Raw genomic sequence first — 26548 nt, 5'->3', positions numbered from 1 at the left:
TAACTCTAAAAAAGAAAGGAGAATGTACTATGTCAAGACGTAAAGCTCTTATTCCTGAAGCAAATACAGGATTAAATAGTTTTAAGATGGAAGTAGCTGAAGATATGGGATTAGATTCATATAAAAATCGTCACAAATCTATGGCAGGTGCCCGCAATGCAGATGGTGAGATGGCAAAACGAATGATGGCTGCAATGGAACACCCAATAGATAATAAAGATAGTAAATATTAAGTAATAACTAAATAGGACTCTTTTAAGAAGTGGTAAAAATCAGGTGCTAAGTACTAGAATATATTATTTTAATAATATACATCTCAGCCTAGCACCTGTAACTTACATCCTTGTAACCCTTCATTGACTTTGATATACTATCTATTAAAAGATTTGTGAAAGTGGAGGATTAAAAATTACATATGAACAAACAAAGTTTAAGCAAATTAAAGCTTTTTTTTATGGGAATAGAAAATAGGTTTTCTGAAAACAACTCAACTTTTAAAGGATTAAAGATTACCTTTAATACAGGATTAAAATCCTTTAATGGTACTGGAAGCTATGAAGATAGCAAAATTAAATATAATTTTAATGGAATAACTCAAGTTGATGATATTAAAACTGTATTAGAAAGAATCCTAAAAGATGCGGAAAGTTACGAGAGCCTTGCCTTTATATATAGTGAACGTGGAACAGATATATTAATTTCAGCAGATAATAAAAATGTTACAATGAAAAATATTGAAATTAAAGATGAGGATCTAGCTGACCCCAAAGCAAAGATCACTAAATTATCAACTATAGGAAATCATAGTGATGGAACAACTTCAACTTTGTTAAACAGAGACTACTACGTTAAAGTTGGAAAAGCAGATAGTCTTTTAAAAGAAATAAACATAATGACTAAGGATGGAAAAATTAAGAATGATAAAATAAGAAAATATAATCAAATTGATCATTATGTAGAGCTTCTTGATGGTATTTTTGATAAATTAGATTATAAAGGAACTTTAACTATACTAGATTGTGGCTGTGGTAAATCTTATTTATCCTTTGTTTTAAACTATTATTTAACAGAAGTAAAAAAGATAAAATCCCACTTTATAGGACTTGATTATTCTGAAGGAGTTATAGAATCTTCTAGAAAGATGGCTGATAATTTAGGTTATAGAAATATGGAGTTTCATGCAATAGATATAAAAGATTATGTACCTGATAAAAAAATAAATGTAGTTTTATCTCTACACGCCTGTGATACTGCAACTGATATGGCATTAGCCTTAGGAATAAAAGTAACATCTGATTTAATTATTGCAGTGCCATGTTGTCATAGAGAGCTTTTAAGTCAATATTCTTATGATCCTTTTAAAAGTATAACAAAACATGGTGTATTAAAAGCTAGGCTTGCAGACATACTTACAGATGGTATGCGCTCTGCTATGCTGGAAGCAAAGGGATATGATGTTTCAGTAGTAGAATATATATCTCCTCTTGAAACTCCTAAAAATCTTATGATAAGAGCTATAAAGACAAAAGAAGAAAATCCTAAATCCTTAGAAGAATATAATGATTTAATGAAAGCATTAAAAATAAATCCTGCTCTAAATAGATTTTTAGTAGAGTGGTAAAAATAATGGTCTATCTGAAAATTAGATAGACCATTACTATTTCTAATAATTTTACATTTTATTATTTAACCTTTTCATCAATTAACTTTATATAGTTTTTTACATTTTCATCTTCCTCAGGTGCTCCCTTATACCAATTTTCCTTATCTAATGACTTATTTGAGAAATACTTGCCCTTCATTATAATCTCAGGTCTATATTCAAAATGTAGAATATCAAAATGTCCCCATTTTCCTCCCCAAATAAAATTATTCTTCTCAAAAGTTTCTACAATCTCTCTAGGATATGAGAGCATTCTTACCTGTCCGTCTTTTCTTGATGCCCACTTCCAGTAATCTCGTTTATCACTTTTTAAATCTATAGCTGTTCCAAATGAATGAGGACTTAACTGATTTGTACCTGCTATAACCCTATAGTTGAATGTACCATTAACAGGGAAAGCAACAGCCCATATCTTACTATTACTTTTAGCGAGAGTAGTTAATTCGTTCATAGTTTTTTGTAACGATTCAGCAGCTTTATTATTCTTATTAAACTGAAAATGTTGATTTCCAATCCTTATACCTTTAAGATTAGATTGAACTTGAGCTTTTGAACCACCGTATACTTCCTTTAGAATAGGATAAATCCTTGCTCTTCCTGGATCACAATTTTCAGCCATTAATTCTTTTATATCACCCATTGGATAAATCTCTTCTAGGGCATCCTGTAGATCTGGATTCTGTAGTTTTGCACTAAAACTCTTTTCTTTTTTATCATCATAAAGAATTTTTCTACCTGATTTCATAACTATATATACTTTTCCTTCACTGCTCTCCACTCCAGTAATATACTCTGGATAAGCCATCATTAGGCATAAAATATCTCTCTTCATTGTTATATTGTAGCTTTCATTAGATTGTATATCTTCTGCAAAAACTAATTTATAATTATTAGTATATCCAATGCAAAAAATAAATAAAAAAAGTACACATCTAGCTAACTTTTTCATCAGTTTATCATCCTTTCATAAGTAAAACCTTCTAAGTTATATATATCTAGTATGTGTAAATACTTTTAAATTTACGCTGTATTTTTAAAATATACTCATTAATTGATTTTATTTAATAGTCTCTAAATACAGATATAGCGTATAGACAGTAAATCCGTCTATACGCTATAATAATTTTGGTGATGAAAATGTGTTATGTTTATATATTAGAATGCTCTGATAATACTCTTTACACCGGTTGGACTACTGATATAAATAAGCGCTTAAAGACCCATCTTAGTGGACAAGGTGCAAAATATACACGCTGTAGACTTCCAGTTAAACTGGTATACTTTGAAGAATATGATAATAAAATATCCGCTCAAAAAAGAGAATATGCTATAAAACAACTTAGTAGAAAAAATAAACTAAATCTTATCTCCAGCAACTCTCATAATCTTCTACAAATTGTTTAACTGTAATTGGTTTTCTTCCAAGTAAGTTCTCAAGATCTGGAGTTACCTTCTTTGCCATTCCCATTCCAGTAGTAAAGTAAAGAGCAACCATTACATTGACAAATGCTTTATCCACTCCTCTTTCAAGCATTACTCTCTTAAACTTAAGAGGAGATGGATTTGTATATTTGATATCTCTTCCTAAAACTTCTGAAAAAATCTTTGCCACCTCATAGTAATCTAGCGCCTCATTCCCTGTTAAGGTATAGGCTTTATTTTTATGTCCTTCTTCTGTTAATACTATGGCTCCCGCTTCTCCTATATCTCTTGTATCAATAAAGCTTGACCTAGACTTTCCTGCTGGAATAAAAATATCATCCCTATCCTTATATCATCACGATGGGTTGAATTTAAATTTTGCATAAAAAAGCTAGGTCTTAAAAAGGTATAGGGCACTCCCGATTCTTTAATGTATTTTTCTACCTTATAATGTGGTGGAATTGGATTCCTCTCAATTCCCATTAGGGATAGGAATACAATTTGCTCTACACCCCTTTTCTTAGCTTCCTCTACGAAAGGCTTTATCTGCCTTTTAGCATCAGTAATTTGTGGCGGTCTCATTAGAAATACCTTACTTACATCTTTTAAAGTTTCCTCATAGGTAGTAGTGTCTTCAAAATCAAATTTCACATACTCTACCCCCTCTAAGCCTTCCTTTTCTACTTTTTCAACGTTTCTAACAGCTGCCTTTACTCTAGCACCTTTTTCAAGTAATTTCTTTCCAACGTCATTTCCCACATTTCCTGTAATACCCGTTACCAAAATTTTATTCTTCATCCTAACCCTCCTGAAGCTTATACTTAAATAAATATTTTATTCTATATTTAAAATTTGCTTAAGTAATTAAGTCTAGGTTATGATTCTTCTTGTAATATGCCCGAAAAGCTCTCTTCATGTTTTGCCCCTAAATGCTTTAATTCCCTATATAGCCAAGTTCCTGTTATTATTGATGATAATAAATCTGCAAGTGGCCCTGCCATTAATAGTCCATTAATTTCAAAAAACTTTGGAAGAATTAATAAAGCTGGAATTAATATAAGCACTTGTCTTGATAAGCTCAGCATCATAGCTTGCTTTGGTTTTCCTACAGCTTGAAAGTAGTTTGCTCCTACAATTTGAAATCCGATTATAGGTAAGAAGATTAAGAATATATTTAACGCATGAACCCCAAAAGCTATAAGCTCCGTATCTTCCTTGCTAAACATTGCAATAAACTCCTCTGGAAATAATCTAGTAGCAATGAACCCAATAGTTACAATTATAGTAGCTCCAACAATTGCAAGTTTTAATGCTTCCTTAACCCTATCAAATCTTTCTGCTCCATAATTATATCCAATAATAGGTTGAGCACCTTGGTTTATACCAAATACAGGCATTAGCATTAACATAGTTATACTATTAATTATTCCCATACCTGATATTGCAACATCTCCTCCATAAAAGCTTAAGCTTTTATTCATAACTACATTTAAAAGGCTAGCTGCAATCTGCATAGCAAAAGGTGCAAATCCAATCGCTACAATTCCTTTTACTACTGCTTTATCTAACTTTAGATTTTTCTTATAAATTTTTAATGTACTTCTACCACTAAAGAAGTGATATAGTACCCAAGCTGCAGATACTGCTTGTGATATTATGGTTGCAAGGGCTGCCCCACCTATTCCCCAGTTAAATACAAATATAAAAATAGGATCTAATATAGTGTTTAGAATTGCACCAATCAACATTGTAAACATAGCAATCTTAGGATTTCCTTCTGCACGAATAAAGTTATTCATACCAAATCCAATAGACTGAAATATAGTTCCCAAAAGAATAATCCTCATGTAATCTCTTGCATAAGGCAATACAATCTCACTTGCTCCAAAAAGTTTTAATAGAGGAGTTAAAAAAATCAAACCTATAACTGTTAATGCTATAGAAATTATAATTAGTAATGCCATACCATTTCCTGCGATATGTTCTGCCCCGTCCTTGTTTTGCTCTCCTAACTTAATAGAAATTAAAGAAGTTGCTCCAATACCAACTAGCATAGCACATCCCATTATTACAAGCATTATAGGAAACCCTATAGTAATCCCTGCAATTCCAAGAGATCCAACTCCTCGTCCTATAAATACTCTATCCACAATGTTATATAAAGCATTAACTAGCATACCTATAATAGCAGGAACAGAAAATCTCAATAATAATTTTAAAATCTTTTCTTCTCCTAACTGATTTGAATTATTCATAATCTACTCTCCCATCTTAAATATTTAATTTTTCTATTCAAATTTCATAATGATTTCTTTTAAGTTTTGTAGTGATACAGCTAGCACTTCTAATTCTTCCTCTTTTAATCCACAAATCTTCTTTTTTAGGTGCTCTATTACTAATTCTTTATGTCTTGCTAAAAATTCTTCACCTTTTTCTGTAACTTCAATATATATATACCTTCTATCATTATCACTAGTAATTCTTTTAACCATATCTTTATTTATTAACTTTTGTACTAGTGGAGTAACATTTGATTTAGATATATGAAGCACTTTTCCTAACTCCGAGGTAGCCATTGCCCCTTTCTCTTGTAAGGTAAAAAGTATATGAAAGTGTGAAGGAGATAAGTCTATATCCTCTTCGTAAAGATCATGTCTTATTAACTTCTTTTTAAACAGAGGTAGAATTAGAAATAAGTTTTCCATTATCTCTTCAAGTTTTTCTTTTTCCAAATTTATCAACCACCTTATTTGTAAACAAGCTTAGTTATATTAGTATAATAGTTATATTATTATAACTATACTAATATAGTTTATATTATTATTAAAGTCAAGCTATAAAAATTGAACTTCAAGTTGTTAGATTTTCAAGAATAAAAGGTAAGTTGCGTCTCCGCAACCTACCTCTTATTCTTCTAGTATTTTAAATTCTTTAAGCATATTATAGAATCTTGCTCCATGCCCTTCCGCTGCTTCAAGGAAGTACTGTTCTTTAATTATAAAAGTGCCCCCTTCCTTATTATCAACAAAATAATACTTTATAACTGTGTCATTCCAATTTGAACCGCTATATGCAGAAATTAATATACTCTCAATTGGATCTGTAACCTCTCTCTTATTTTCTACCTTAGGATATTTAACTTTAAGAGTACTTTCTATTTCAGAAGCTACTATTTTGGGACTTTTCCCTTTAACTTGCTCTATTTCCATGTATACCTCTGGTAAGTTTTCAGCTTTAGTTTTTGGAGAAATTAGATCTTTCCCATTTTCACTTACCATAGTATATCTTTCTTCATCAATGTAGACTATATATTTTGATGAACCCTCTTTAAGTGAAACATTACTCTCTTCGTCCATTCCCTCTAAGCTTTGAGTAATAGTTTTATTAGGAGCAAATATTTCTCTAATTTTATTTGCTGTTGCATGACCATATTCTGTATTTGAAAATATTACTACGGCAAGAGCTGCTGCAACCATACTTCCATATTTAAATAATCTTCTATTATTTTTCTCTTTAGACTTCATCTCTATCACCTTTCCTACTTTTAAACCTAATTCCTTCTCAATATTCTTCCATACCATATCCTTTAACTCTAAAGCTTCATCTGTGCCTTTAAGAAGTACTTCATTAATTTTTTTATCTTCTCTATTATCCATTAATCTTACTACCTCCCTCAAAATTTCTCATTAAATTTTTCAGCTTCTGCCGTCCTTTAAACAGTCTAGATTTTACTGTATTTATGTTAATTCCTAGTATCTCAGCAATCTCAGCTTCCTTAAACCCATTTAAGTATTTTAAAATTATGGTAACTCTATTTATATCTTCAAGACTTTCTATAGCTTTATACAAATCCTCGTATTTCTCAAAATCATAATCATCATCTTCTTTTATATAATCCTGCATTCCTGCTTCTACAAAATCTTCTACAAGTACTGCATCTGGAGTTTTTTTGAGTAATCTATTACATTCATTTATTAAAATTTTATAAAACCAAGGCTTAAACTCTCTATCTAAATCAAACCCATTAATGCTCCTATAAGTTTTTATGAAGGTTTCCTGAACAACATCTGCAGCACTCATCTTATCCCTTGTAACTGCCATGGCAACCCTAAGTGCGTATTCTGCATATTTCTCATACAGCTGAGCAAAGGCTTCATTATCTCCTTCTCTAATTTTTTCTAATAAAACTCTCTCCACTGTCTTACCCCCTATTTCTCCTTAATTCCTTTAAATCAACTTTTTAATCTAACTAACTCTTGGTGTAAGTTTTCCTTAACAAGGAGGAAGCTCCTTCTCGTTCCTCGAATGAGTAAGCGACCATCACCAAATCCTAGATTTGGGATACCTGCTTAGTTGCTTTCATAAGTATATACCTTATTTATTTCCAAAAAGTTTTCTATTTTTAAAGCTTTTTATTTTATCCGATGACTATTAACCTTTTTCATATATAAAACAACCTAGCATTATATTTCTATTAATGCTAGGTTGGCTTTTATCTTAGATATTTAATTATTAAATATATCATTTAAATCTTCTTCATTCCTATAGGGCAATTTTTATAGCAGTTAAAGCAAAAATATTGAAAACCTATAAATTGTGTTTGATACATTTGCCAGTAATCTTTTGTCATAAACATTCTCTTTTGCTCTTCTGGTGTTTTGTCCACGAATTCATTCCAAAAGCCGATTGCTTTACCTAATCCATAAGGTTGAGATTTTTTTCGGCAACGGTTTACATCAGTAAAATTCTCTTCTTCTAGGGCATTTGCAGGGCAAGTCTTTTCACAAATATTACAATGAATGCATAAATCTTCAGTAACTGGTGGGTCAGACTCTAATTCTAGATCTGTTAATATAGCTGTAAAAATAACTCTTGCTCCTAAACGAGGATGTATTACCAAGTTATGTCTCCCAAAATTTCCAAGACCTGCTGCTATTGCGGCGTGTCGCAGAGATACTTCTGCTACAATCCCTTCTTTATTGTTAGGATCCATTTTTAGTGGATAAGAAAAAGGGATTGCCATAGCTTTTGCCTGTAATTTCATTTCTATATATCTAGCCAGTTTAAAATTGCAGTGGTGTAAAAATTTCATAGAATCTAATCTACCATTCATAGCTATCTCTGCACTCAGACTTTCAACGTGAGACATTTCACGTATAGCTAGAACAATGATACTTTTAACACCTGGTAGAATTTGTTCTAGAGGAGTAGTTCGTGGACTTTTATAATCTACTGCAGCAGCAAAGCCTACATCATCAATACCTAAATCAAGTACAAAATTACGAATATCTTCTTTTATGTTCATAATCTAACTTTCTCCTTTTAATTTAAGATAATAAATTTGAAAACGTCTGCAAATTTCGTGTATATGCACGAATATATCTAAAAAAATTTATCACATCTCTCTGTGATATAGCTTGCATTACTTATGAGCTTAGTTTACTACTGAATATTTAGCTTGTCAACATGAGTACTTTTCATATAACCTTATTACCTCTATATCACCTCTTCATATTTAGGTATAGTGTATACATTGACATATATTTTTTAGAATAGTAAAATAACTATGTTAATTGTGTATATACACAAATGTTTAAGGAGTGAAATTATTGAAAAAAAATTATAATAAAAAATCTAGCCCCTGTCATTGTATAAATATACGCCGTGCTTCTACTAGTATTACATCATTTTATGATGAGAAACTAAAATCTTGTGGACTCACAGTAAATCAATTTTCATTACTTCGATATTTAAAATTTTATGGAGGCCTAAGTGTTAGTGATTTAGCTCTAGAAATGAGATTAGATAGAAGCACTCTGGTTAGAACATTGAAGCCATTAGAAGAAAAAGGCCTGGTTGCAGATACTTCCGAAAAAGGAACTAGAAACCGCGAGTTAACGTTGACTAATAAAGGTACCGACCTATTAAGTAAAGCAGAACCTCTTTGGATGGAGACACAAAAGTTTATAACTCAGTATATTGGTGAGGATGAGATGAATTTACTAAAAAAAGTTCTTTCTAAAATGGAAAATTTAGCGCCTTAATTCTATAAGATTTACTGATTAATTATAGTCCTCTTAGAAGGATATAAAATTTTTATATCCTTCTATAGTTTACATACTATCAGTCCTCTATAAATTTGCATACTATATGAAAGATTAATCTTTCTTTTGGAGGTAAATATGTCTTCATATCCTAACACCTAGATAAAGTCTGGTGTTAAGGGATGGTGTTTAGAAAAAGAAATCAGTGAGCAATTAAATCTCTCCCTGATGAATATAACTACGTTATATTCTGTTTCAATATGAAGTACACATAGCATAGTTTGTATAATTAAATATATTAAATCATATACAAAAAACTAATAAAAGGTTGTACTCTAATATTAATATTTAGAGAGCAACCTTTTAAATATATATTATAAAAAACGGGTGAGATACTTGTTATTTTCCTGCAGCTAATTTCCCTGCAATCTTACCAAATACTATATCATCTAATGTGTTATTACCTGCTACTCTACCTGCACCATAAAGTCCTCCTACAACTTCTCCTACAGCATATAGTCCTTCTATTTTCATACCTTTATTATTTAAAACTTCAGCTTTTTCATTTATTTCAATACCACCCATAGTATAGTGAGAGGATGGGAATACTTGGACACCATAGAAAGGTGATTTTTGAACCTTACCAAGGTTTTGTCTACTAAATTCATCCTTGCCTGAGTTGTATTCTTCTACTGTCTGTTTAACTACCATTGGATTTAGTTTTAGCTTTTGTGCTAATTCCTCTATAGTATCAGCCTTAATAATATTGGCCTTTTTAATTGCAGCCTGTCCATTTTTTGTTTCGGCTATGTTTGAATCAAATATTACAAATGATGTTCTTTTCTTTTGTGAAAGTATTTCTGGCACTAAATCTAATGGTTTAAGCTCTTCATTTGTGAATCTTTTTCCATCCATATTAACAAGAATTCCGCCAAGATCCTTTTCACTCAATACACTTTCTCTTATCCAGTATGATGCAGTAGCGAGAGGTCTCATCTGGTGATATTCCATATCTCTTAAAGCGGCTCCTACTGCCACTGCCATTGTAATACCATCTCCTGTTATACCTGGAGTACTCATTACACCATGTGCACCTTTATATTTCGGATTATATTTTCCAATCATCTCTGGAGCGTTGCCTAATCCACCTGTAGCTAAGATAACTGATTTAGCTTTTATCGTGCTTTCTTTTCCTGAATTATCTTTAATCTTAGCTCCGACTACTTTGCCATTTTCAACTATTAACTCCATTGCTTTTGTTTCAAGCTTTACTTCGATATTTTCTTTATGTTTTTCAAGCTCTCTTTTATATGCTCCTACAAGTTGCGCTCCATAATGTCCTTCCTCTGGTATTATCCAAAATGAGTCATTTGGATCTAATTTATACTTTAACCCTAAAGATACTAACCAATCATAGGCATCATTACTACTTTCAGCCAAAAGCCTTACCAATTTTTCATTGGGTAGATTCTTACCAGCCTCCATTGTTTTCTTAATATGATCCTCAACAGTAAATGGTCTATTTGCATCTTTGTGAAGCTTTGTGTCAGAAGCAGTGATCCCTGTAGCAGAAACTAAAGTATTTCCTCCAAGCATCGGCATCTTGTCCACTAATATTACCTTAGCTCCATTTTCCGCAGCAGTTATAGCTGATACCATCCCTGCTCCACCGCCACCGATAACAAGTACATCTGTGGAATTTCCAGTTTTACCGCTACTGCTACAGCCTGCAAATAATGATACTGACATAGCCGCAATAAGGCCTAATATTATTAATCTTTTTTTCATAAGTACACCCCCATATACTTTCAATAAAATATCTATTTTACATTTTTTAATGCATTATCCACTGCATCCTTAATAGCCTTTGTTGTTATTGTTGCTCCACTTATATTATCAACCTCTGTTGATTGGGCCTTAATAATAGCTTCAGGTACTTTCTTTAATATCTCATCTGAAAGTCCTGGTGTTTCTTTATGCTCAACTATTTTAATACCACTTATTTTGCCTTTGTTTACAGTTACCTCAACCTTTAATTCTCCATTTTTACCTTCTCCCGCACCTTCATATATTCCATCATTGAAAACGGGCCTTGATTTGCATCCTATCAAAAGAGATGAAACCATTAGTATTGTTGCAGTCATTGTTGCTATTTTCTTATTCATTTATATCCCCCTTATATTGTAATCTACACTCTAAATAATCTACAACTATAGTTTATAAATCATCCCTTTCTAATTGAAATTAATTTTCATTATCGCTTATGTATTATAACTTTTTCTTAAATTTATATTTTATTAATCGAAAATCCTTTTACTCATAAGATTACATTTATATACCTTACCCCATTTTGTGAATATGTTCACAACTACTGTTGAAGACTATAATTTTATCTTATTTATCTATTCAAATTTCCTAGTTGGAATCATCCGATTAATTTAGTTATACTCAGACTCCTCAAACACCATTCATATATTGATTATTACTAAGTATACTTTTAATTTTAACTCTACTGCTTTTGCAGATAATGATAATCATTATCATTATACTGTTTTAATTTATATTTGTAAACATATTATTTTTTTGTAATTATTTTTGTAAAAGTTAATTTTTACTCTATACAAAAAACTATCTTACTCTAGAAATCACTTTCCAGTATAAAAGCTTTTGTTCTCTTATTTGCGTGATGACTAACCAGCTATAGCCCCTTGAGAAAATAAGGTGGGTGGGTAATTTTGAGAAGATATTTGACAGTTTTAGGTCCTATAACATTTTTAATAATTATTATTTTTATTTACTTAACGCAAAATGATAAAGTAAAAGTTGGAAAAGTTATAGAAGAACACTATGCAGTTGTAATCAATCACCCTTTACAAGCGAAATATCCAGATAGCAGAATTAATCTTATAATACTAAAATCCCAAGTGGAAATTATTGGAGGAGTATCTTACTATGATTTTAATATTTTATATAATTTAGATAGTACTATCATAAGATAACACATAAAATTAATCTCATAATCTTAAATTATGACATAACAGATATATTGATAGTAATATATCTAAATTTATTAAATATGCTTCTTATATTGTTAGTAAATAGTAAGCCCTTCATTTATAACTTAGTTTAAAGTCTAAAATATTTGATAATATATCTATATCACCATTAAATGGGTAACACACTGCTTTGTTTTCATCTTCAAAAATAATATAGAATGGCATATCCATCATCAGTAAGAGGATCACTTTTACCATAAATGCCTTGCAGATTTTTAATCCAACTTCCAATGATACTATGAATTTCTGCATTTGATTGAACTACTTTCACAACTTTATCTTGTTTCGGGTCAAAAATTTCAACATATTTAAAATCTTCAGCATTAGCATATTTTGTATGCAACAATAAAAATATAAAAGATAACAGAACTAATATTTTTTACTCATGTGAACCACCTCTTTGCTATTGTTCCTATAATTTTATGATATCTACACTATTCTCTAAATAGAGCCTCCAATCTTCTGTCCCAAAATATTTCTCCAGTATAAGTTTCATTTTTTATTACAACCTAGGAATCGTAATGGTTTAGATATATCTTTCTTATACAATTCCATTTCATATATATCACCATCCTCTATGCTTAAATTAGACTTATTTTAATTTATTAATCACCATTAAACTATACTTTTGCATAATATAAAGATAACTAATTTCTTTTGGAGGTAAATATGTCTTCATATCCTAAGACCTATACTTTTCTGCCACTTCTTCGAGCTCCAACTCCTAGTTATAGCATCACCATTAATGTAGCTGCTCGTCGCCTTACTTTATTTAAAAATGGAGCAGTGTTTAAGAGTTACCCGATTGCAGTTGGTAAACCGAATGACTTGATACCTGAATCAAATTTTGTGTTAGGGTAGCGTATTAGGAATGGACAAACTAAAAAAAGCAGGGAGAAGTTAAGTTCCCCCTGATGATTATGATAAGGTTATATTACTATAAACTACATACTAACTTAGTTTTAATCATTAAACTTCTTATTATATGGATAATGAGAAGCAAAACTAAGGCTTATCAATGCTATTATCTTTTCAGTAATATGTCATAATTTAAGAAAGTTCAGTCCGAATTGAATCTATAATTATGTTACCTCAACTCTACAAATTGGAATTTGTTGCTCTATCTTTAATTCCGCGAAAGTATTAGACTCCAATAGATAAAACATCAATCATTTTTCCAATGTCCCAGTGACTTTATTTCAAGAATATCGAAAGGCGGTATCTGTACATTATTCTTAATTAGAAGCACTTCTTCAGTCGGTTCATAAAAGGCTGTATGATATGCCTTTGTCAAATAACTCAGGACCTTATCTTCATCGCTTAGATCGTCATCACCGGCATAGACGATTTTTTCGCCACTTACCTTGGCCACTATCTCATAAGAATCATGCATCGACATCCACTCTTGGGACAAATTCAATCCGATAAGATCATCTATATCCATCAAAATTTCTGGTCTACGATGAACTTGCCCACCATAAGGACTTCTCTCCCACACCGACAAGAACCCACATGTAGTATAATCATAATAAAACTTTCTCCCTATGGACCAACATTTATAAGCTTCTGTGCCTCGTCTTGGACAAGCTCCAAAAGTAATATCAAATCCTTGTCCACGATATGTTAGTATTCGCTCATCCAAATTGATATGGACATCGTGCTTTTCCAAAAACTCTCTCAGCTCAGAGTCATGACACGAATAAGATTGCTTTAAATCTAATATTCCATGCTTCCTAAAAGAAGAGCATTCGTTAGCGCTTGTCGTCACATGAAAGTAGACAAATACGAAATCTCTGTAGTTACGGGGAAGATATCCATGAGAGTTGATTACTTCTGCCACAAGATCGTCTGCGTATTTATATTCGCGCTCGTGGCCAAGATATTGTTCCCACACTGGGATTGGTACACCTGTAAGTTTGGTCAATGTCTGTTGAGCATATTCAGTTGTGCGAATATCATAAATCATATTAGTCATAATCATCTATTTTCCTCCATTTCCTCATTCAGCCTCACATAAGTAAATTACTATTTATTGACTTGTTTTCATATTTGATTAAACTTCCTATTATTAGCCTAATGGGAACTTACCATTAACTTTGCTATTATAGATTTAACTTGTCCAAATTTATGAACAAATAGAAGACATTCTTAAATTAATTTATTTATCGATCTTGATTAATTTCAAACTTATTGCCGCATTTTAAGCATTCATATGTATGTGTGTGTTGAGAAACTGTTCCATCTTTTCTGATATAACCTTTAGATTTCATTTTATCCCTTGGTATATTTTTAAGATCATCTTTGCATAAAGGACAATATTTTATATCTGGTTGTGGTCCCGTCTTATTTGCCATTGATTGTCTCATTTTCTAAAGTATTGATACTAAAAAGCTAAATATATATATAGAAATTCTATGTAAAGAATCATATTTTAATATCAATCTGATTCTTTTCTAGATATTTAAGTATAACTTTTTTAGCGATGTCTTTACATATAGTCAATTGTTCAAATGTAATAGGTTCATACTCTATCATTCCATGTGCTACATTTTTTCTTAAGTCTGGAAGGTCATTTATTTGTTCTTCATATTCATTTAAACCTAAATTTTTCAAAGCAATTTTTAGCTTTCTTTTAGCCTCAATAAATCCTAAACTATATAATTGCTTAGAAATTCCATTAATTTTTTTAATATTCATATCTTCTATAGCCTTTTGAAGCTTGATAAGAAGCTTATTAATTTCTTTACTTGTCTCATTTTCTTTTTCAATTTTAGCTTGATCCAAATATTTATTAGAAATAAGCTCAATTGACTTAAAGAAATTAAGAAAAGCCTCATTACCGTGATCTTTCAAATTAAATCCATCTACAAAATAGTTGAAAGATTTTTTACCGATTTCATCTGCGTAACAATATTTATTTAGCAAAGCATTTATTTCACTTACTTTATCTACTGGAAAGTCCTTAACTACTGTAATAGTCGCATCCATATCAGTAAATCCTTCTTTAACGACTTGGCCCTCTGTTGTTTCATTGACTGAAAATATTATGCATTCAAATGTAGAATCTATTATATACCTTAAGACTTTCATTATTAAACTTACTTCAGCTATAGCAATTCTTTCAGCCTCATCTATAGATTCCGCCTCTAAACTGATAATAGCAAAATTACAATTACGAACATTATCGTAAAAAAATCTAACTCTATCGATATTTATTTCTTCTTTAAAATTATAATACGTTTTAATATATAATTTAGCTTCCCACGTTCTCATTGTTTTTCTCCTTTTTATTCTACTCTAACTCTTATTTTCAAAATAAAAGTTTGTGAAATTGTTAAATAGAGCAAATCTTATTACTTCTATTCTCATAATAATAAAATATTTTGAGCTTTTTATTATAGCCCTATATCGTTATTAACTTTCTAGTATTAACCTAATGGGTATGTAGATATTGATTACAAGTTTTTATTCAGTTTATATTTTCAGTCTTTTGTTGAAATATCCATTTTCAATCATTTGCTGATATCTATTTATTGAATCCATTCTATTATGAAATTCTAATGCATCCCCAAAATTCATCCCTGAAATTAGCATTGACATTCTTACTGCATGCAAATAATTTTCAAATCCTGCATACATAGCATTTTCTGATAATTCTCGTAATGAATATCTAGAAACAAGTGGATTAGGTTCAAAATCATAAAATGATTTTACAATTTCATAATTTCCAATAGAGGCAACTTGTTGCCCATATAAGGATCCTCCCATACGATTCCATAAAGGAAATTCTCCATTTGCTTTTCTATAAGCTTCTATTAAAATTCCTTCAACTTGCTTTATATGCTCTTGACCTTCCTGTCCTACATAATCTTCTCTTGAAAATTCATCCCCTAGCATTTTTCTATACTCTTTTTCGTTTCTGTGTGTGATTGGTTGAGATAGTGGTGATTGAACAAATATGGAATATCCAATTTTCTCTTTAATGTTGAAATATGCATCAATCTGATTTCTTTTGCAGCTATTATCATCTACTAGGACAATTCCATTATGTTGCTTAAATCTATCACATAAATCTGCTGCCAATCCAATATAAAGAATCTCTTTACTATAATAATCCCAAAAACAATAAATTCCAGCAGATGCCCATCCGTATGTATCACAAGGTGAACATAAGTCATCAAGTGCATTTGCTATTTGTTCCTTTTCATCTTTTTTGTATGCATCTATAATTACCGTGCCAAACATACTTTCATCTCCTATATTAATTTCCTTTTTTACCTATTAAACAACTTTTTATAAGAGCTTGTTTATACCATTGCTAGTTTGTCAACAATTTTATTGAGGTGTTAAATATGCAATCAAATAAAACTTGTCCTTTAGTTGAACAATATCTAGGCTATCTCTCTATAATAAAAAATCGTTCTGAAAACACAATATTTGAGTATAGGACAGATTTGCTCATGTTTTTTAGTTATACCATGAACTCACGCAGCATTAATATAACTGACAACAACTTTGCCCAAGTAGATATAGAATTTATAAAATCTATCCAGCTGCATGATATGTATTCTTTTATTACCAATTGCCAAAAGACAGTAAATGCTTCTGCTGGAACTCGTGCAAGAAAAATAGTTTCTATACGACAATTCTGGAAATACCTTAAAACTAAAGCTCATGTTATTGATAATAATATTGCTGAAGAATTAGAAACTCCAAAATTACCAAAACGTATACCAAAATATCTCAACTTAGAAGAATCAGTACGTTTATTACTTGCATGCAAAAACTCTCCAAGAGATCACTGCATAATAACTATTTTCTTGAATTGTGCATTAAGACTGTCTGAACTTGCAAGTTTAAATATTAATCAAGTTAATAATGACATTTTGTCTGTAGTCGGTAAAGGTAATAAAGAACGTAAAATCTTTCTAACACCTGCAGCTAAAAAAGCTATAAATGATTGGCTACATATTAGAAATTCAATTAATGTTGGCACTGATGCTTTATTCATATCTAGAAATAATAAACGTATTACCACAAGAGCTATACAAAATATTGTAAAGAAATATGTTGCTTCTTCTGGACTTGACTCCAAGTCCATATCAACTCATAAGCTTCGTCATACAGCAGCTACTCTTATGTATAAGTACGGTAGAGTAGATATCCGCTCTCTACAGCAAATTCTTGGTCATGAAAGTGTTGCTACAACCGAAATATATACTCATATTGATGAACATCAACTTCAATCCGCAGTTAATTCCAACCCATTAGCTATGATGTTTAATTAACTTTTTTAGTATCTGCTATCTAATTATGATAGCAGGCCTTTTTATGGATAATAGGAAGTTGATAAATCTAATTTATTCGTTTTCTACTCAATGTAGCTAATATCATAAACTATAAAATTAATTGACACCTCTTATTTGGATTTGATGCTTCCAACTCAAGCTGAGCTATCCATTGTTTTGTTATAATACTATTTCATATGAGAATTAGTCAAAAAGTAGTCAAAAGAATTGCCTATATGCATTCCATTAACATAAGGGAATAATAGTTTAAAGTCTTTCACTAACTGTTTTCCTAATTGCTCATATTCTTTATATTCTGTCAAATTACATTCACTTGCTTGTTTTAAGTGGCTTAAATATGAATCAACAAACTGAATATAATGCTTATCATTGATGGAAGGAAAATCAGGATTCACAAATTTATGTGCTATAAAAGCAGAGCCTAAATCATAGTAACTGTCTATAAACACTTCTGGCGCTGGTTCTTGTGCACGAATTTGCAACCTATTACAGTAATGCTCAAATACGCTTAAGATCTTTTCCTCTCCTTCTTTTAAATACTGTTCATCTTGTCTATACTTCTCGTTTGCTTTTCTATAGGCTCTATATTCATCTAATAATTTATATGCCCAATATGCATAAGTTAGTTTATTGCCTTGAAAAGCGTTCTTTAAGGTTTCAGGTGTATGCAACCACGTATCTGCATGTACAAATTCATGAAACATAGTATTTTGAAAATATATAAGTTGCTTTTCATCTATTTCGTTAGCATCAATAAAATCTTTAATACCAACAATAACTTTAAACTGCTTGCCAACAGGTTGTCCATAAGCTATCCGTGCCTCTTTTTCTTTTGATAGTTCATATAACACATTTTCTCCATTGAAATCAAAATCTGCATAGATACCTTTAGCAATTTTGGTTAATTGTGTATAAACATCATCTTTTTTATGTCTAAATAATCCTAACATTTCATTCCCTCCTTCGTGTAATACCAGTTAAAGTAATGATTTATCATTGATTGATGAGATTTACGCCATTTATTCTTCCTAAATTCTAATACACCAAATTTTTCACCTTTACCATATCACAAAACACTTGACTATAAATACCTTTTTTTATTTGTTTGTTCTCAAAGATACTTAAAGAAATTCACTCTACTATATAGCCATATTTTAGACATAATAAAACATAAATTTACCATTTATTCAAATTTACCACTATCTTCACTTTTATTCAATACAAAAATAGAGTGGCTACATTCTTTACCACTCTAAAAACTTTATTTATAAACTTATTTGCCTACCCACTATTTATCTCCATCATACTGTTTTACTTTTGAAACAATATAATCTATATCCCTTGTAATCCTCTCAGCAGCTTGAGTTATTCTTTTTACGTTACTTAAGATTTCCTTCATATCCTTTAATAATGTTTCTGCTTGATTTGGTGAAAATTTTGCAAGATAGCTACTCCAAAACTTCCTCTCATCTTCCTCAGTAAAACTTCCAAAAAGCTTCAGTTGGGTATTATCCACCCATTCCTTTCTCTCTTCATTCCATCGCTTATTTATTACATTAATTATAGTATCTTGAATTCCACTCTCTCCAACTCCCGAATGATCTAGCTTAAGTTTTCTTAATTCCTCTATTATCTCTTTTGGTGAATAATTTCTATCTACGCAGTTGCTAATCAAATTCTTCCTTAAATCCCCTAAAATCTTAATTATCTGAAAATCACTTGAAGTCAAAATCCGCACCCCTTGTATATTTCTATAACTAATTCTATTTTCATTAGTAGTCATATATACATTTTTTATTAGATAATGCTAAAATATTAGGAAAACTCTCATTTTTAATGTTATAACTTTTAATCCTATACATTTAGTTCATGTTATAAAAACTTTTAAAACTCTGTACTGTTTTTATCGATTTAAAGTAGGTAAGGAGTCTGTCACGGTATACCGTGACAGACTCCTTACCTACTTTGGATATAGAAAAAACCTCCTAAGCTTTACATAAGTTCAGGAGGTAAAAATACTATTTTATTTATAACTATTTCTTTACTCTTCTTATTATAATTAACTTCTATCTTATCAATAAATCTAACAATAAACTCTCTTCTAATTCTTTTTATACCTTTTAATTTTATGTCAGTGAATAAACTTGGTAAAAATAATTGAACTATAGACTCCACTTCTTCTCTACTTTTTTCAGTTACACTAGATTTCTTTTTAAGAAGTTCTAGTGTTTCATCATATTTAGTAATTAAATTTTTATATACTGAAAGCTGAATTTCAAGTGCAATAAGTAATGCTTTATCCTCTTCTTTTCCCATACAGTATCGAATTTTCCCCATTAAATCCTCTGTATTCTTCTTTCTCTTTTCTAGAAGCTTTGCAATACACTTATATCCTTTTACACTCTTATTAAACGTAGCTTCATAGCGACTCCAAAATTCACTAGTATCTTCAGGTTCAGGTACAACTTCTTTCATGTACTTAAGAAAAGCTTCTTCTACCATATTACAGGGGATAATAGTATTACATATGCTCCTTTCATCTTTTGTATTTGCACATCTATAAACACTTGTCTTGTTAACTCCTGGATACTTAGCTTTCATAATTCTTTTACACTTTGAACATACTAATTTATTTTTTAGAATATAGTCTGTATCATAGTAAAAAGCATCCCTTCTCATATTTCGAGCTTCCCTTTCATTATTTATCTCGTCCCAAAAACTCTCATTAATGATTATATTATCTTTATCTAAAGGTGAGAAAAACTGATCATTATTATATCTATTAGGACTTCTCCTTCCCCCTCTTCTATCCCAAAATATTTGCCCAGTATAAGTTTTATTTTTTATAATGGCTTCAATTTTACTTTTAGTCCATATAATAAAACCATATTCTTTATTCATAACCTCCGCAATTTTTCTATAACCATATCCTCCAGAGTATAATTCAAATATCTTTTTAATAAAACTGCTATCAAGCTCTGATACCTTCAGTCTTGTAGATTTTTTATTACCTCCCTTTGAGTAATCCTCATATTGAACAGGTATATATCCTAAAGGTACTTTTCCGCCTGCCCAGTTACCTTTACTTACAGCTGCTTTACTACCCTCTTTTACTCTTGTTGATAGCAGGTTTATTTCCATTTCTGCTAGACTAGTAAATATTATATTTAATAATCTTTTTATCTTAGGATTTGCATTTTCAAAATCTTCACCTGCTTTAATATAGTGTATTTTGATACCATACTTTTCAAAGAAGATTTCTAATGCCATTGCATCTTCCACAACTCTTGATAGTCTATCTCTAGAATATACAATTAAATGCTGAAATGATCTTTTCTGAGCCTCTTTTAATAACTGCGATAGCTTAGGTCTATTTTTAAAACTATCTATAAAATTTAATTTGTCTATATTTTTACCCTCTACTTTTGTAGCTGGTTTGCTCTCTTCATATATTAAATTTTTCTCTAAAATCCATTCCTTCTTTTCTACATATTCATTAATAAACTTTAGTTGATTTTCTATAGAATACCCTTCTTCACTTTGCCTTGTAGATGAAACTCTCAAATAAGCTGCTACTTTATCTATATCATTTTTATCCTTAGTTATATTTGATTTTAATTCTCTTTCCATCAACTATTATCTCCTCTAAATTTTTATAATCAAATATTTCTAATAGAGCTTGTTCATTATTTTCTAATTCTTTTGATAATAAATTCATGAATTTTGAATTAGCAAGTTCTAAAATTATATTATTAAAATCTCCCTCTAGAAAGATAATTTTTTCTTTTATATCTTCTATATCTTTTTCAATCTTTAATTTTTCATCAACTAATCTTTGTATATTTTCTTTTATAAACTTATCTTCATTATCTTTAATATATCTGTTAACCCACTTTCCTTGTTCATTTATACATTTAATTAAATCATTCTGCAAATTTTTCAAAGTCAATTTAAGCTTACTAACTATTTCTTTTACTATCTTTGTACCTTTACTATTGTTACTAATCCACACAATGAAATAATTTAATATTCCCTTAATAAATTTATCTTTTGCTATTCTGAGACAATCCTTTTTGCCACAGGTAAATGTATTTCCTTTTAGTTCAATATCGCTCTTACATTTACCACAATAAAATGCTCCTTTAAATAAATTACTTTTACTTTTGCGTTGTGAATTTTTTCTCTTGATCACCTGATTACCACTAGTCCACTTATTAACTGCTTCATACCATTGCTTAGGTGAAATAATCCTATTCACATTCTTGCACGGATGAAAATACTGTTCGTCCACTTCAAGCTCTCTATCCTCATATAAAATTTTAAAATCTTTATACTTATAATCTAGAGATTTTGTTTGTAGCCCAGCATAGATTGGACGTGATAGATAATTAACTACATCACCACTGTGTAAATTAGAAATAGTTTTTTTATATTCCAGATATTCTTTACCCTTATCTTTACACCTTTCCTCAACTTTTTCTTTTAATTTCTCAATAATTTCTTCTGGCTTTTCTGCTGTGTCATTTTTATCTAAATAAATTTGAAATATATCTTTAATTACTAAGGCTTTAACTCCATCTTCTATATACTTTTTTTTATACTCTTTTTCTGATACTCTTATGCAAGTAAATCCATAAGCTGGTCTCTTGTCATAAATTCTCTTTGTCCTTTTTATTTGTTGACCTGTATAAATTCTATCTTTAATATTTTGAGGTTCAAGCTCCGCAATTGCCATAATAATATTTTCTATAAAGTTAGCCGCATAATCTCTATCTTCTCTCAGTTGTACATCATTGCTATATAATATTTCTATATCTATATCCTTAAAAAGGTTTCTTATTTCTAGATGTTCTTGAAAGTTTCTTGTTAATCTATCTCTTTTAGTCACTATAATTTTTTTAAATAAACCTTTTTTAGCATCCTCAATTAATCTTTTAAATTCTACTCTTCTAGTAAAGTGTTTTTGAGTTGCGGAAACAAATTCCTTATATACATCATAAACAATTAAGTTGTTTTCTCTTGCATATCTTGTACACGTTATAACTTGAGCTTCAAGAGCACTTTTTACACTAGGGTTAGATTCTCTAGCATATATAGCTACATAATTAGAAGAATCATTAACCATGCTCTTTACTATGTCCTCCTTCTTTGGAATTTTTATTTTCATTTATAATCTCCTTAAAGATATCATCATTCTCTAGTAGTTTATTTATTATAAAACTCATTAGTTTATTCATTGCTTCTCTCTCATTTCTAAATATCATTTTAACTTCATCATTATTATTTATATTTTTCATCTCTTCCTCCTAAGTTTATTGATTATAGTATCTACACTATAAATATCTTCATTTGAAACTTTTCTTATAAACTTTTTATTGTAATTTAAATAGTAGTAGCTTATATAATCAGCATATATACCAATCTTTAAATACACCAACTTCAAAAGTACAGCGGTTCTTAAATCTATAGGAAAACTATTTATATGATTAATTAAATAACCACTTTTATAATCAACAATCTCAATATTGCCATCAAATCTTTCATACACCTTGTCCACCTTTGCAAATATAGCTACTTCTCTACTAATGCTATAGCCAAGATTTTTATTTATGACAAACATATCTAATCCTATATCAAGAGGGTTAGTAAAATATGTGAGCACTACATTATAAGCTCTAGCTTTAAATTTTCGCTCCTCAGAATATGATTCATAGCCTTTACTAATCCAATTTTTGTTCAAAGTATCAAGTATTATATTAGTGCTTAATTCTCTTGAAATAGGAAGTAAATTATAGTCAGCCATAGTTTGATGAATGCTCTGATCAAAGGATAAATACTTATTTGATAAATTAGAGCTGTGCATAATCCTCCCCCCAAATATACCTGTAAAACAGTAATAAATTTCAATGGGCAAATTAAAATTTACTTCTAACTGGCTTTTGTATCTTAACTCATTTCCTTTAGACGCAATACGCGTCATAAATATTATATTTCAGACGCACCATGTAAATCAATAGAACATTATGGCAATAATTTTGGTAAATACATTGAATATAACTATATTTTTCAATACAATATGTACTTAGAGGAAGATTTTACTTGTTAGCGAAAAGCTCTGTATAATCTTGCCATAATTGAAGAGGTGTAATGATGAATCACTTTACTAAAAGGTTAAAGATATTAAGACTTGAAGAAGGCTTATCTCAACAGGAATTAAGCTTAAAATTAAATATACCTAGGACAACTATTTCGTCCTGGGAGCTTGGTAGAAGGTCTCCTGACATAAAAATGCTAGAAATTCTTGCTGACTTTTTTAAGGTTTCAATAGATTATTTGATAGGAAAAACTGATACCCGTAATCCAGTACAAGTAGATAAAGTACTTAAGAGTATACATAATATGATAAAGAATGACGATGAATTAGCTGATTATCTTCAAAACCTAGCTAATAATAAGGAAATTCAGGTATTATCTAAGCAAATAAAAAATTTATCTGCTAAATCAATTAACAAATTAACTAAAATTGCAAAGATATTAGGAGAAGATGAATAGATAATTAACACTATTCAGATATGGCTTCAAACCACATCTGAATTAAGTTTCACTTGATATCTTTCATCCATTTCAGGCCAGATAATTTTATGCTTCAATCTAGCTGTTTCTAGCTCATTACAAAAATTTTTATACTGTTCATCTGTGAGCTTACTTCTTTCTAGCTCCTCATTGTCTTCTGTTATAAAGCTCACTTTTACTAACTGTAATAACTTATCTTCAATCATTTAGATCATCCCCTTGTTCAAATATATGAGCAAGGGGATTTTTTATAACAGAAAGTATTTGTTTAAAATATAGATTCTACTAACAAATTGTGTATAAATCTAATCTTTATTCAATAAGAATATAATGTTATACACAATTTACAATTAAAACTATCCACAATTTACAAATTCCATTAATAAGCCAAAGTGTTATAATTAGCTTGGGCAAATTATCATACACTCTACTGGCTATAACTTAACTCTGATATAAAGATTAAAAACTAATGTGAACTAAATATTTAACTTATGAATAAAGTACCTTTGATATTTTAATTTCACATAAACACTATATGGAGTGAAAGTTATGGTAAATAAATTAGATAATAATAAAGCAGTTTTATATGCTCGTGTAAGTACTGAAGAACAGGCATCCAGAGATAATTCTATCCCTGCTCAAATAAAGGCTATAAAACAGTTTGCTATTAAAAATAATATAGAGCTTATAAAAGAGTATGTTGATGAGGGTAAATCTGCTAGAACAGCTGATAGACCTCAGTTTCAACAGATGATTAGTGACGCAAAGAAAAAGGACAAGAGTTTTTCAATAATACTCATACATAAGACAGACCGTTTTGCTAGAAATAGAGCTGATTCGGTCATATATAAGTCTCTTCTACAAAAAGAATGTGGTGTAACTGTAATTAGCATCACAGAAATCTTTGATGATTCTCCTACCGGAAAACTCCTTGAAGGAATGATGGAAGTAATAGCTGAATTTCACTCTCTTAATCTTGCTCAAGAAGTAATGAAGGGAATGAAGCAAAAGGCTACAAAAGGAAAATATATTGGCCGTACTCCCTATGGCTATACAATGGACAAAGATACAAAAAAGCTTATGATAGATAACGAAGAAGCTAAGTTTGTAAAACTTATTTTTGAAATGTACTCAAAAGGTGATAGCTTTACAACTATTAAAGCTCATCTTAATAATGCTGGTATTCTTACCCGTGAAGCTAAAGCCTGGGATTCAACAGCTATTAGACGCATGATAAAAAATCCCGTATATATAGGGAATTATGTATGGAATAAAACTAAACGCTGTACAAACTCTAAAAAAGATGAAAGTGAATGGATAGTTGTAGAAAACTCCCATACTCCTATTATTTCAGGTGAGCTATATAAAAAGGTGGAAAATATAATTAAGGCTAAGTCCACAATTAAAGGTAAAGCTGTAAAAAGTAATTATCTATTATCTTCTATGATTAAATGTGGGCACTGCGGTCACAACATGATTGGTGAGAGAAAGAAACATGTATCAGGAAAAGTTTATATTAGATATGTCTGTGGAAACTATCTTAATCACAAACTGTGTTTTTATAATTTTGTTCATAAGGATGCTATAGAAAAGTTAGTATTTGATAATATAAAAGAAATAATTAAAACTGGAAAAGCTGATGCTACTAAGATTATTACTGTACAATCAGATACTATAAATATTGAAAAAGAACTATTGTATTCAAACCTTAAAAAGACACATCAAAAATTCGACAGGCAACTTGAAGCTTTTGAAGCTGGAGTTATTTCACTTGAAGAGCTTCAGTCAGCTAAGAGTAGAGTATTAATAGAGGAAAAAGAAATAAAAAATCAGATAGACCAACTAGAAAAAAAGCTTCAACATAAGGACATGTCTAATAACTTGAAGCTACATCTGGATGGAGTTGAAGAAATACTAGCACTAAATAATCCCGTTAATATAAAGCTTTGGTTAAAGGAAAGGATTTATAGTGTTGAGGTGTTTAATAAGAGTGAGATTGTGATCAGGTATAGGTTATCTTAGTTTATTAAAGATACTTTTCAAAATATCTTCGTGCAATATCTATGTATGTTCCTATATAGGAACATATAAAATGCATTAAATCCCTAATAAATGCCTCGTCATATTCATATTACTTGTTTTTTGTAAGGATTTAGTGCTCTGAACAGTATCCTTCAATATTACTAATACTAAATTTTTAATGTTTCCTTTAATTTGATTGAGAAAAACCGTCAACAGTTATTAGAACCTGCTGACGGTTTGTTATTAAATTCCATGATTTATTATATGGTATTCTTATTATTCAGCTTTTTCTTTTAGGTTATTGCTCCAGTAATTCCTTATTACTATTGAGTTAAGGTTTATAGAACATCTTTTTCACCTGACAGTTATCTCTCATTGTAATATTCTAAAACCATAATCTCTCATGTATTTTATGACCATTGCTAAATTATAAGTTCATAAAGAAATTTCTTTATAAAA

General features: G+C 30.1%; 30 protein-coding genes. 8 read left to right on the top strand and 22 right to left on the bottom strand.

Going from position 1 to position 26548, the window contains the following annotated elements:
- Nucleotides 1-29: 29 nt before the first annotated feature.
- Both ACX0KU_RS08495 and ACX0KU_RS08490 read left to right on the top strand, forming a co-directional pair.
- Complete coding sequence (locus tag ACX0KU_RS08495) at nt 30-233, top strand: small, acid-soluble spore protein, alpha/beta type (protein WP_472989385.1); 204 nt, start codon at nt 30-32, stop codon at nt 231-233.
- A 182-nt stretch (nt 234-415) separates the two neighbouring features.
- Nucleotides 416-1621 carry a class I SAM-dependent methyltransferase gene (locus tag ACX0KU_RS08490; protein ID WP_472989384.1) on the top strand — a complete coding sequence of 402 codons (1206 nt, stop codon included), beginning with the start codon at nt 416-418 and terminating at the stop codon, nt 1619-1621.
- 61 nt (nt 1622-1682) lie between these two features.
- On the opposite strand, the gene ACX0KU_RS08485 is transcribed toward ACX0KU_RS08490, so the two are convergent.
- Entirely contained in the window at nt 1683-2612 is a 930-nt protein-coding gene (locus tag ACX0KU_RS08485) for a M15 family metallopeptidase (RefSeq protein WP_472989382.1), read from the bottom strand.
- Nucleotides 2613-2800: 188 nt separating this feature from the next.
- Here ACX0KU_RS08485 and ACX0KU_RS08480 point away from each other — a divergent pair, with 188 nt between their 5' ends.
- Nucleotides 2801-3067 carry a GIY-YIG nuclease family protein gene (locus ACX0KU_RS08480; protein WP_472989380.1) on the top strand — a complete coding sequence of 89 codons (267 nt, stop codon included), beginning with the start codon at nt 2801-2803 and terminating at the stop codon, nt 3065-3067.
- Here the strand turns inward: ACX0KU_RS08480 and ACX0KU_RS08475 are convergent.
- The 7 genes from ACX0KU_RS08475 to ACX0KU_RS08445 form a co-directional block, all read right to left on the bottom strand.
- A complete protein-coding gene (locus ACX0KU_RS08475) occupies nt 3027-3275 on the bottom strand; it encodes a hypothetical protein (RefSeq protein ID WP_472989378.1) in 249 nt (82 codons plus the stop codon). The genes ACX0KU_RS08480 and ACX0KU_RS08475 overlap by 41 nt on opposite strands.
- Nucleotides 3276-3364: 89 nt before the next feature.
- Nucleotides 3365-3883 carry an NmrA family NAD(P)-binding protein gene (locus ACX0KU_RS08470; RefSeq protein WP_472989376.1) on the bottom strand — a complete coding sequence of 173 codons (519 nt, stop codon included), beginning with the start codon at nt 3881-3883 and terminating at the stop codon, nt 3365-3367.
- Between the two features lie 77 nt (nt 3884-3960).
- Nucleotides 3961-5340, bottom strand: coding sequence for an MATE family efflux transporter (locus tag ACX0KU_RS08465; RefSeq protein ID WP_472989375.1), 1380 nt, complete (start codon nt 5338-5340; stop codon nt 3961-3963).
- Between the two features lie 33 nt (nt 5341-5373).
- Complete coding sequence (locus ACX0KU_RS08460; protein WP_472989374.1) at nt 5374-5817, bottom strand: MarR family winged helix-turn-helix transcriptional regulator; 444 nt, start codon at nt 5815-5817, stop codon at nt 5374-5376.
- A gap of 174 nt (nt 5818-5991) precedes the next feature.
- Nucleotides 5992-6741, bottom strand: coding sequence for a hypothetical protein (locus ACX0KU_RS08455; protein ID WP_472989373.1), 750 nt, complete (start codon nt 6739-6741; stop codon nt 5992-5994).
- Nucleotides 6734-7282, bottom strand: a complete 549-nt coding sequence (locus ACX0KU_RS08450; protein ID WP_472989372.1) for an RNA polymerase sigma factor — start codon at nt 7280-7282, stop codon at nt 6734-6736. Before ACX0KU_RS08450 ends, ACX0KU_RS08455 begins: the two co-directional genes overlap by 8 nt.
- Before the next feature lie 328 nt (nt 7283-7610).
- The gene (locus tag ACX0KU_RS08445; protein WP_472989371.1) at nt 7611-8390 is read right to left on the bottom strand and encodes a 4Fe-4S binding protein; all 780 of its coding nucleotides are present in this window, start codon (nt 8388-8390) and stop codon (nt 7611-7613) included.
- A 304-nt stretch (nt 8391-8694) separates the two neighbouring features.
- Between ACX0KU_RS08445 and ACX0KU_RS08440 the strand changes: the two genes are divergently transcribed.
- On the top strand, nt 8695-9129 hold the full coding sequence (locus ACX0KU_RS08440) for a MarR family winged helix-turn-helix transcriptional regulator (RefSeq protein WP_472989370.1): 435 nt from the start codon (nt 8695-8697) through the stop codon (nt 9127-9129).
- Between the two features lie 399 nt (nt 9130-9528).
- Here the strand turns inward: ACX0KU_RS08440 and ACX0KU_RS08435 are convergent, their stop codons facing one another.
- Both ACX0KU_RS08435 and ACX0KU_RS08430 read right to left on the bottom strand, forming a co-directional pair.
- On the bottom strand, nt 9529-10917 hold the full coding sequence (locus ACX0KU_RS08435; RefSeq protein ID WP_472989369.1) for an FAD-dependent oxidoreductase: 1389 nt from the start codon (nt 10915-10917) through the stop codon (nt 9529-9531).
- A gap of 32 nt (nt 10918-10949) precedes the next feature.
- A complete protein-coding gene (locus ACX0KU_RS08430) occupies nt 10950-11294 on the bottom strand; it encodes an FMN-binding protein (protein WP_472989368.1) in 345 nt (114 codons plus the stop codon).
- Between the two features lie 570 nt (nt 11295-11864).
- On the opposite strand from ACX0KU_RS08430, the gene ACX0KU_RS08425 reads away from it, so the two are divergent.
- Nucleotides 11865-12128, top strand: a complete 264-nt coding sequence (locus ACX0KU_RS08425) for a hypothetical protein (RefSeq protein WP_472989367.1) — start codon at nt 11865-11867, stop codon at nt 12126-12128.
- A 199-nt stretch (nt 12129-12327) separates the two neighbouring features.
- Here the strand turns inward: ACX0KU_RS08425 and ACX0KU_RS08420 are convergent, their stop codons facing one another.
- The 5 genes from ACX0KU_RS08420 to ACX0KU_RS08400 all read right to left on the bottom strand — a co-directional run bounded on the left by ACX0KU_RS08420 (nt 12328) and on the right by ACX0KU_RS08400 (nt 16430).
- The gene (locus ACX0KU_RS08420) at nt 12328-12531 is read right to left on the bottom strand and encodes a hypothetical protein (protein ID WP_472989366.1); all 204 of its coding nucleotides are present in this window, start codon (nt 12529-12531) and stop codon (nt 12328-12330) included.
- Nucleotides 12532-13350: 819 nt separating this feature from the next.
- Nucleotides 13351-14166: a hypothetical protein gene (locus ACX0KU_RS08415; RefSeq protein WP_472989365.1), complete on the bottom strand. Its 816-nt coding sequence runs from the start codon at nt 14164-14166 to the stop codon at nt 13351-13353.
- A 181-nt stretch (nt 14167-14347) separates the two neighbouring features.
- Entirely contained in the window at nt 14348-14539 is a 192-nt protein-coding gene (locus tag ACX0KU_RS08410; protein WP_472989364.1) for a hypothetical protein, read from the bottom strand.
- Nucleotides 14540-14609: 70 nt separating this feature from the next.
- A complete protein-coding gene (locus ACX0KU_RS08405) occupies nt 14610-15458 on the bottom strand; it encodes a hypothetical protein (RefSeq protein ID WP_472989363.1) in 849 nt (282 codons plus the stop codon).
- A 201-nt stretch (nt 15459-15659) separates the two neighbouring features.
- A complete protein-coding gene (locus ACX0KU_RS08400) occupies nt 15660-16430 on the bottom strand; it encodes a GIY-YIG nuclease family protein (RefSeq protein ID WP_472989362.1) in 771 nt (256 codons plus the stop codon).
- Nucleotides 16431-16537: 107 nt separating this feature from the next.
- Here ACX0KU_RS08400 and ACX0KU_RS08395 point away from each other — a divergent pair, with 107 nt between their 5' ends.
- Nucleotides 16538-17473 (top strand): tyrosine recombinase XerC, encoded by a 936-nt coding sequence (locus ACX0KU_RS08395; RefSeq protein WP_472989361.1) that lies wholly within the window; start codon nt 16538-16540, stop codon nt 17471-17473.
- 188 nt (nt 17474-17661) lie between these two features.
- Here the strand turns inward: ACX0KU_RS08395 and ACX0KU_RS08390 are convergent, their stop codons facing one another.
- The 6 genes from ACX0KU_RS08390 to ACX0KU_RS08365 form a co-directional block, all read right to left on the bottom strand.
- Nucleotides 17662-18444, bottom strand: a complete 783-nt coding sequence (locus ACX0KU_RS08390; protein WP_472989360.1) for a hypothetical protein — start codon at nt 18442-18444, stop codon at nt 17662-17664.
- A gap of 338 nt (nt 18445-18782) precedes the next feature.
- Nucleotides 18783-19223, bottom strand: coding sequence for a hypothetical protein (locus ACX0KU_RS08385; RefSeq protein WP_472989359.1), 441 nt, complete (start codon nt 19221-19223; stop codon nt 18783-18785).
- A 263-nt stretch (nt 19224-19486) separates the two neighbouring features.
- Entirely contained in the window at nt 19487-21124 is a 1638-nt protein-coding gene (locus ACX0KU_RS08380) for a recombinase family protein (protein ID WP_472989358.1), read from the bottom strand.
- Nucleotides 21093-22661 carry a recombinase family protein gene (locus ACX0KU_RS08375; RefSeq protein WP_472989357.1) on the bottom strand — a complete coding sequence of 523 codons (1569 nt, stop codon included), beginning with the start codon at nt 22659-22661 and terminating at the stop codon, nt 21093-21095. The genes ACX0KU_RS08380 and ACX0KU_RS08375 overlap by 32 nt, the downstream gene beginning before the upstream one ends.
- Nucleotides 22612-22791: a hypothetical protein gene (locus tag ACX0KU_RS08370; RefSeq protein WP_472989356.1), complete on the bottom strand. Its 180-nt coding sequence runs from the start codon at nt 22789-22791 to the stop codon at nt 22612-22614. The genes ACX0KU_RS08375 and ACX0KU_RS08370 overlap by 50 nt, the downstream gene beginning before the upstream one ends.
- The gene (locus ACX0KU_RS08365; protein WP_472989355.1) at nt 22788-23357 is read right to left on the bottom strand and encodes a hypothetical protein; all 570 of its coding nucleotides are present in this window, start codon (nt 23355-23357) and stop codon (nt 22788-22790) included. The genes ACX0KU_RS08370 and ACX0KU_RS08365 overlap by 4 nt, the downstream gene beginning before the upstream one ends.
- 287 nt (nt 23358-23644) lie before the next feature.
- On the opposite strand from ACX0KU_RS08365, the gene ACX0KU_RS08360 reads away from it, so the two are divergent.
- Entirely contained in the window at nt 23645-24046 is a 402-nt protein-coding gene (locus tag ACX0KU_RS08360) for a helix-turn-helix domain-containing protein (RefSeq protein WP_472989354.1), read from the top strand.
- Nucleotides 24047-24072: 26 nt separating this feature from the next.
- Here ACX0KU_RS08360 and ACX0KU_RS08355 read toward each other — a convergent pair whose 3' ends face one another.
- Nucleotides 24073-24273 (bottom strand): hypothetical protein, encoded by a 201-nt coding sequence (locus ACX0KU_RS08355; protein ID WP_472989353.1) that lies wholly within the window; start codon nt 24271-24273, stop codon nt 24073-24075.
- Between the two features lie 343 nt (nt 24274-24616).
- On the opposite strand from ACX0KU_RS08355, the gene ACX0KU_RS08350 reads away from it, so the two are divergent.
- Nucleotides 24617-26089 carry a recombinase family protein gene (locus ACX0KU_RS08350; RefSeq protein ID WP_472989352.1) on the top strand — a complete coding sequence of 491 codons (1473 nt, stop codon included), beginning with the start codon at nt 24617-24619 and terminating at the stop codon, nt 26087-26089.
- Nucleotides 26090-26548 lie beyond the last annotated feature (459 nt).

This window comes from Clostridium sp. X, assembly GCF_055755365.1.
This window is presented reverse-complemented; position numbering and strand designations above follow the sequence as displayed.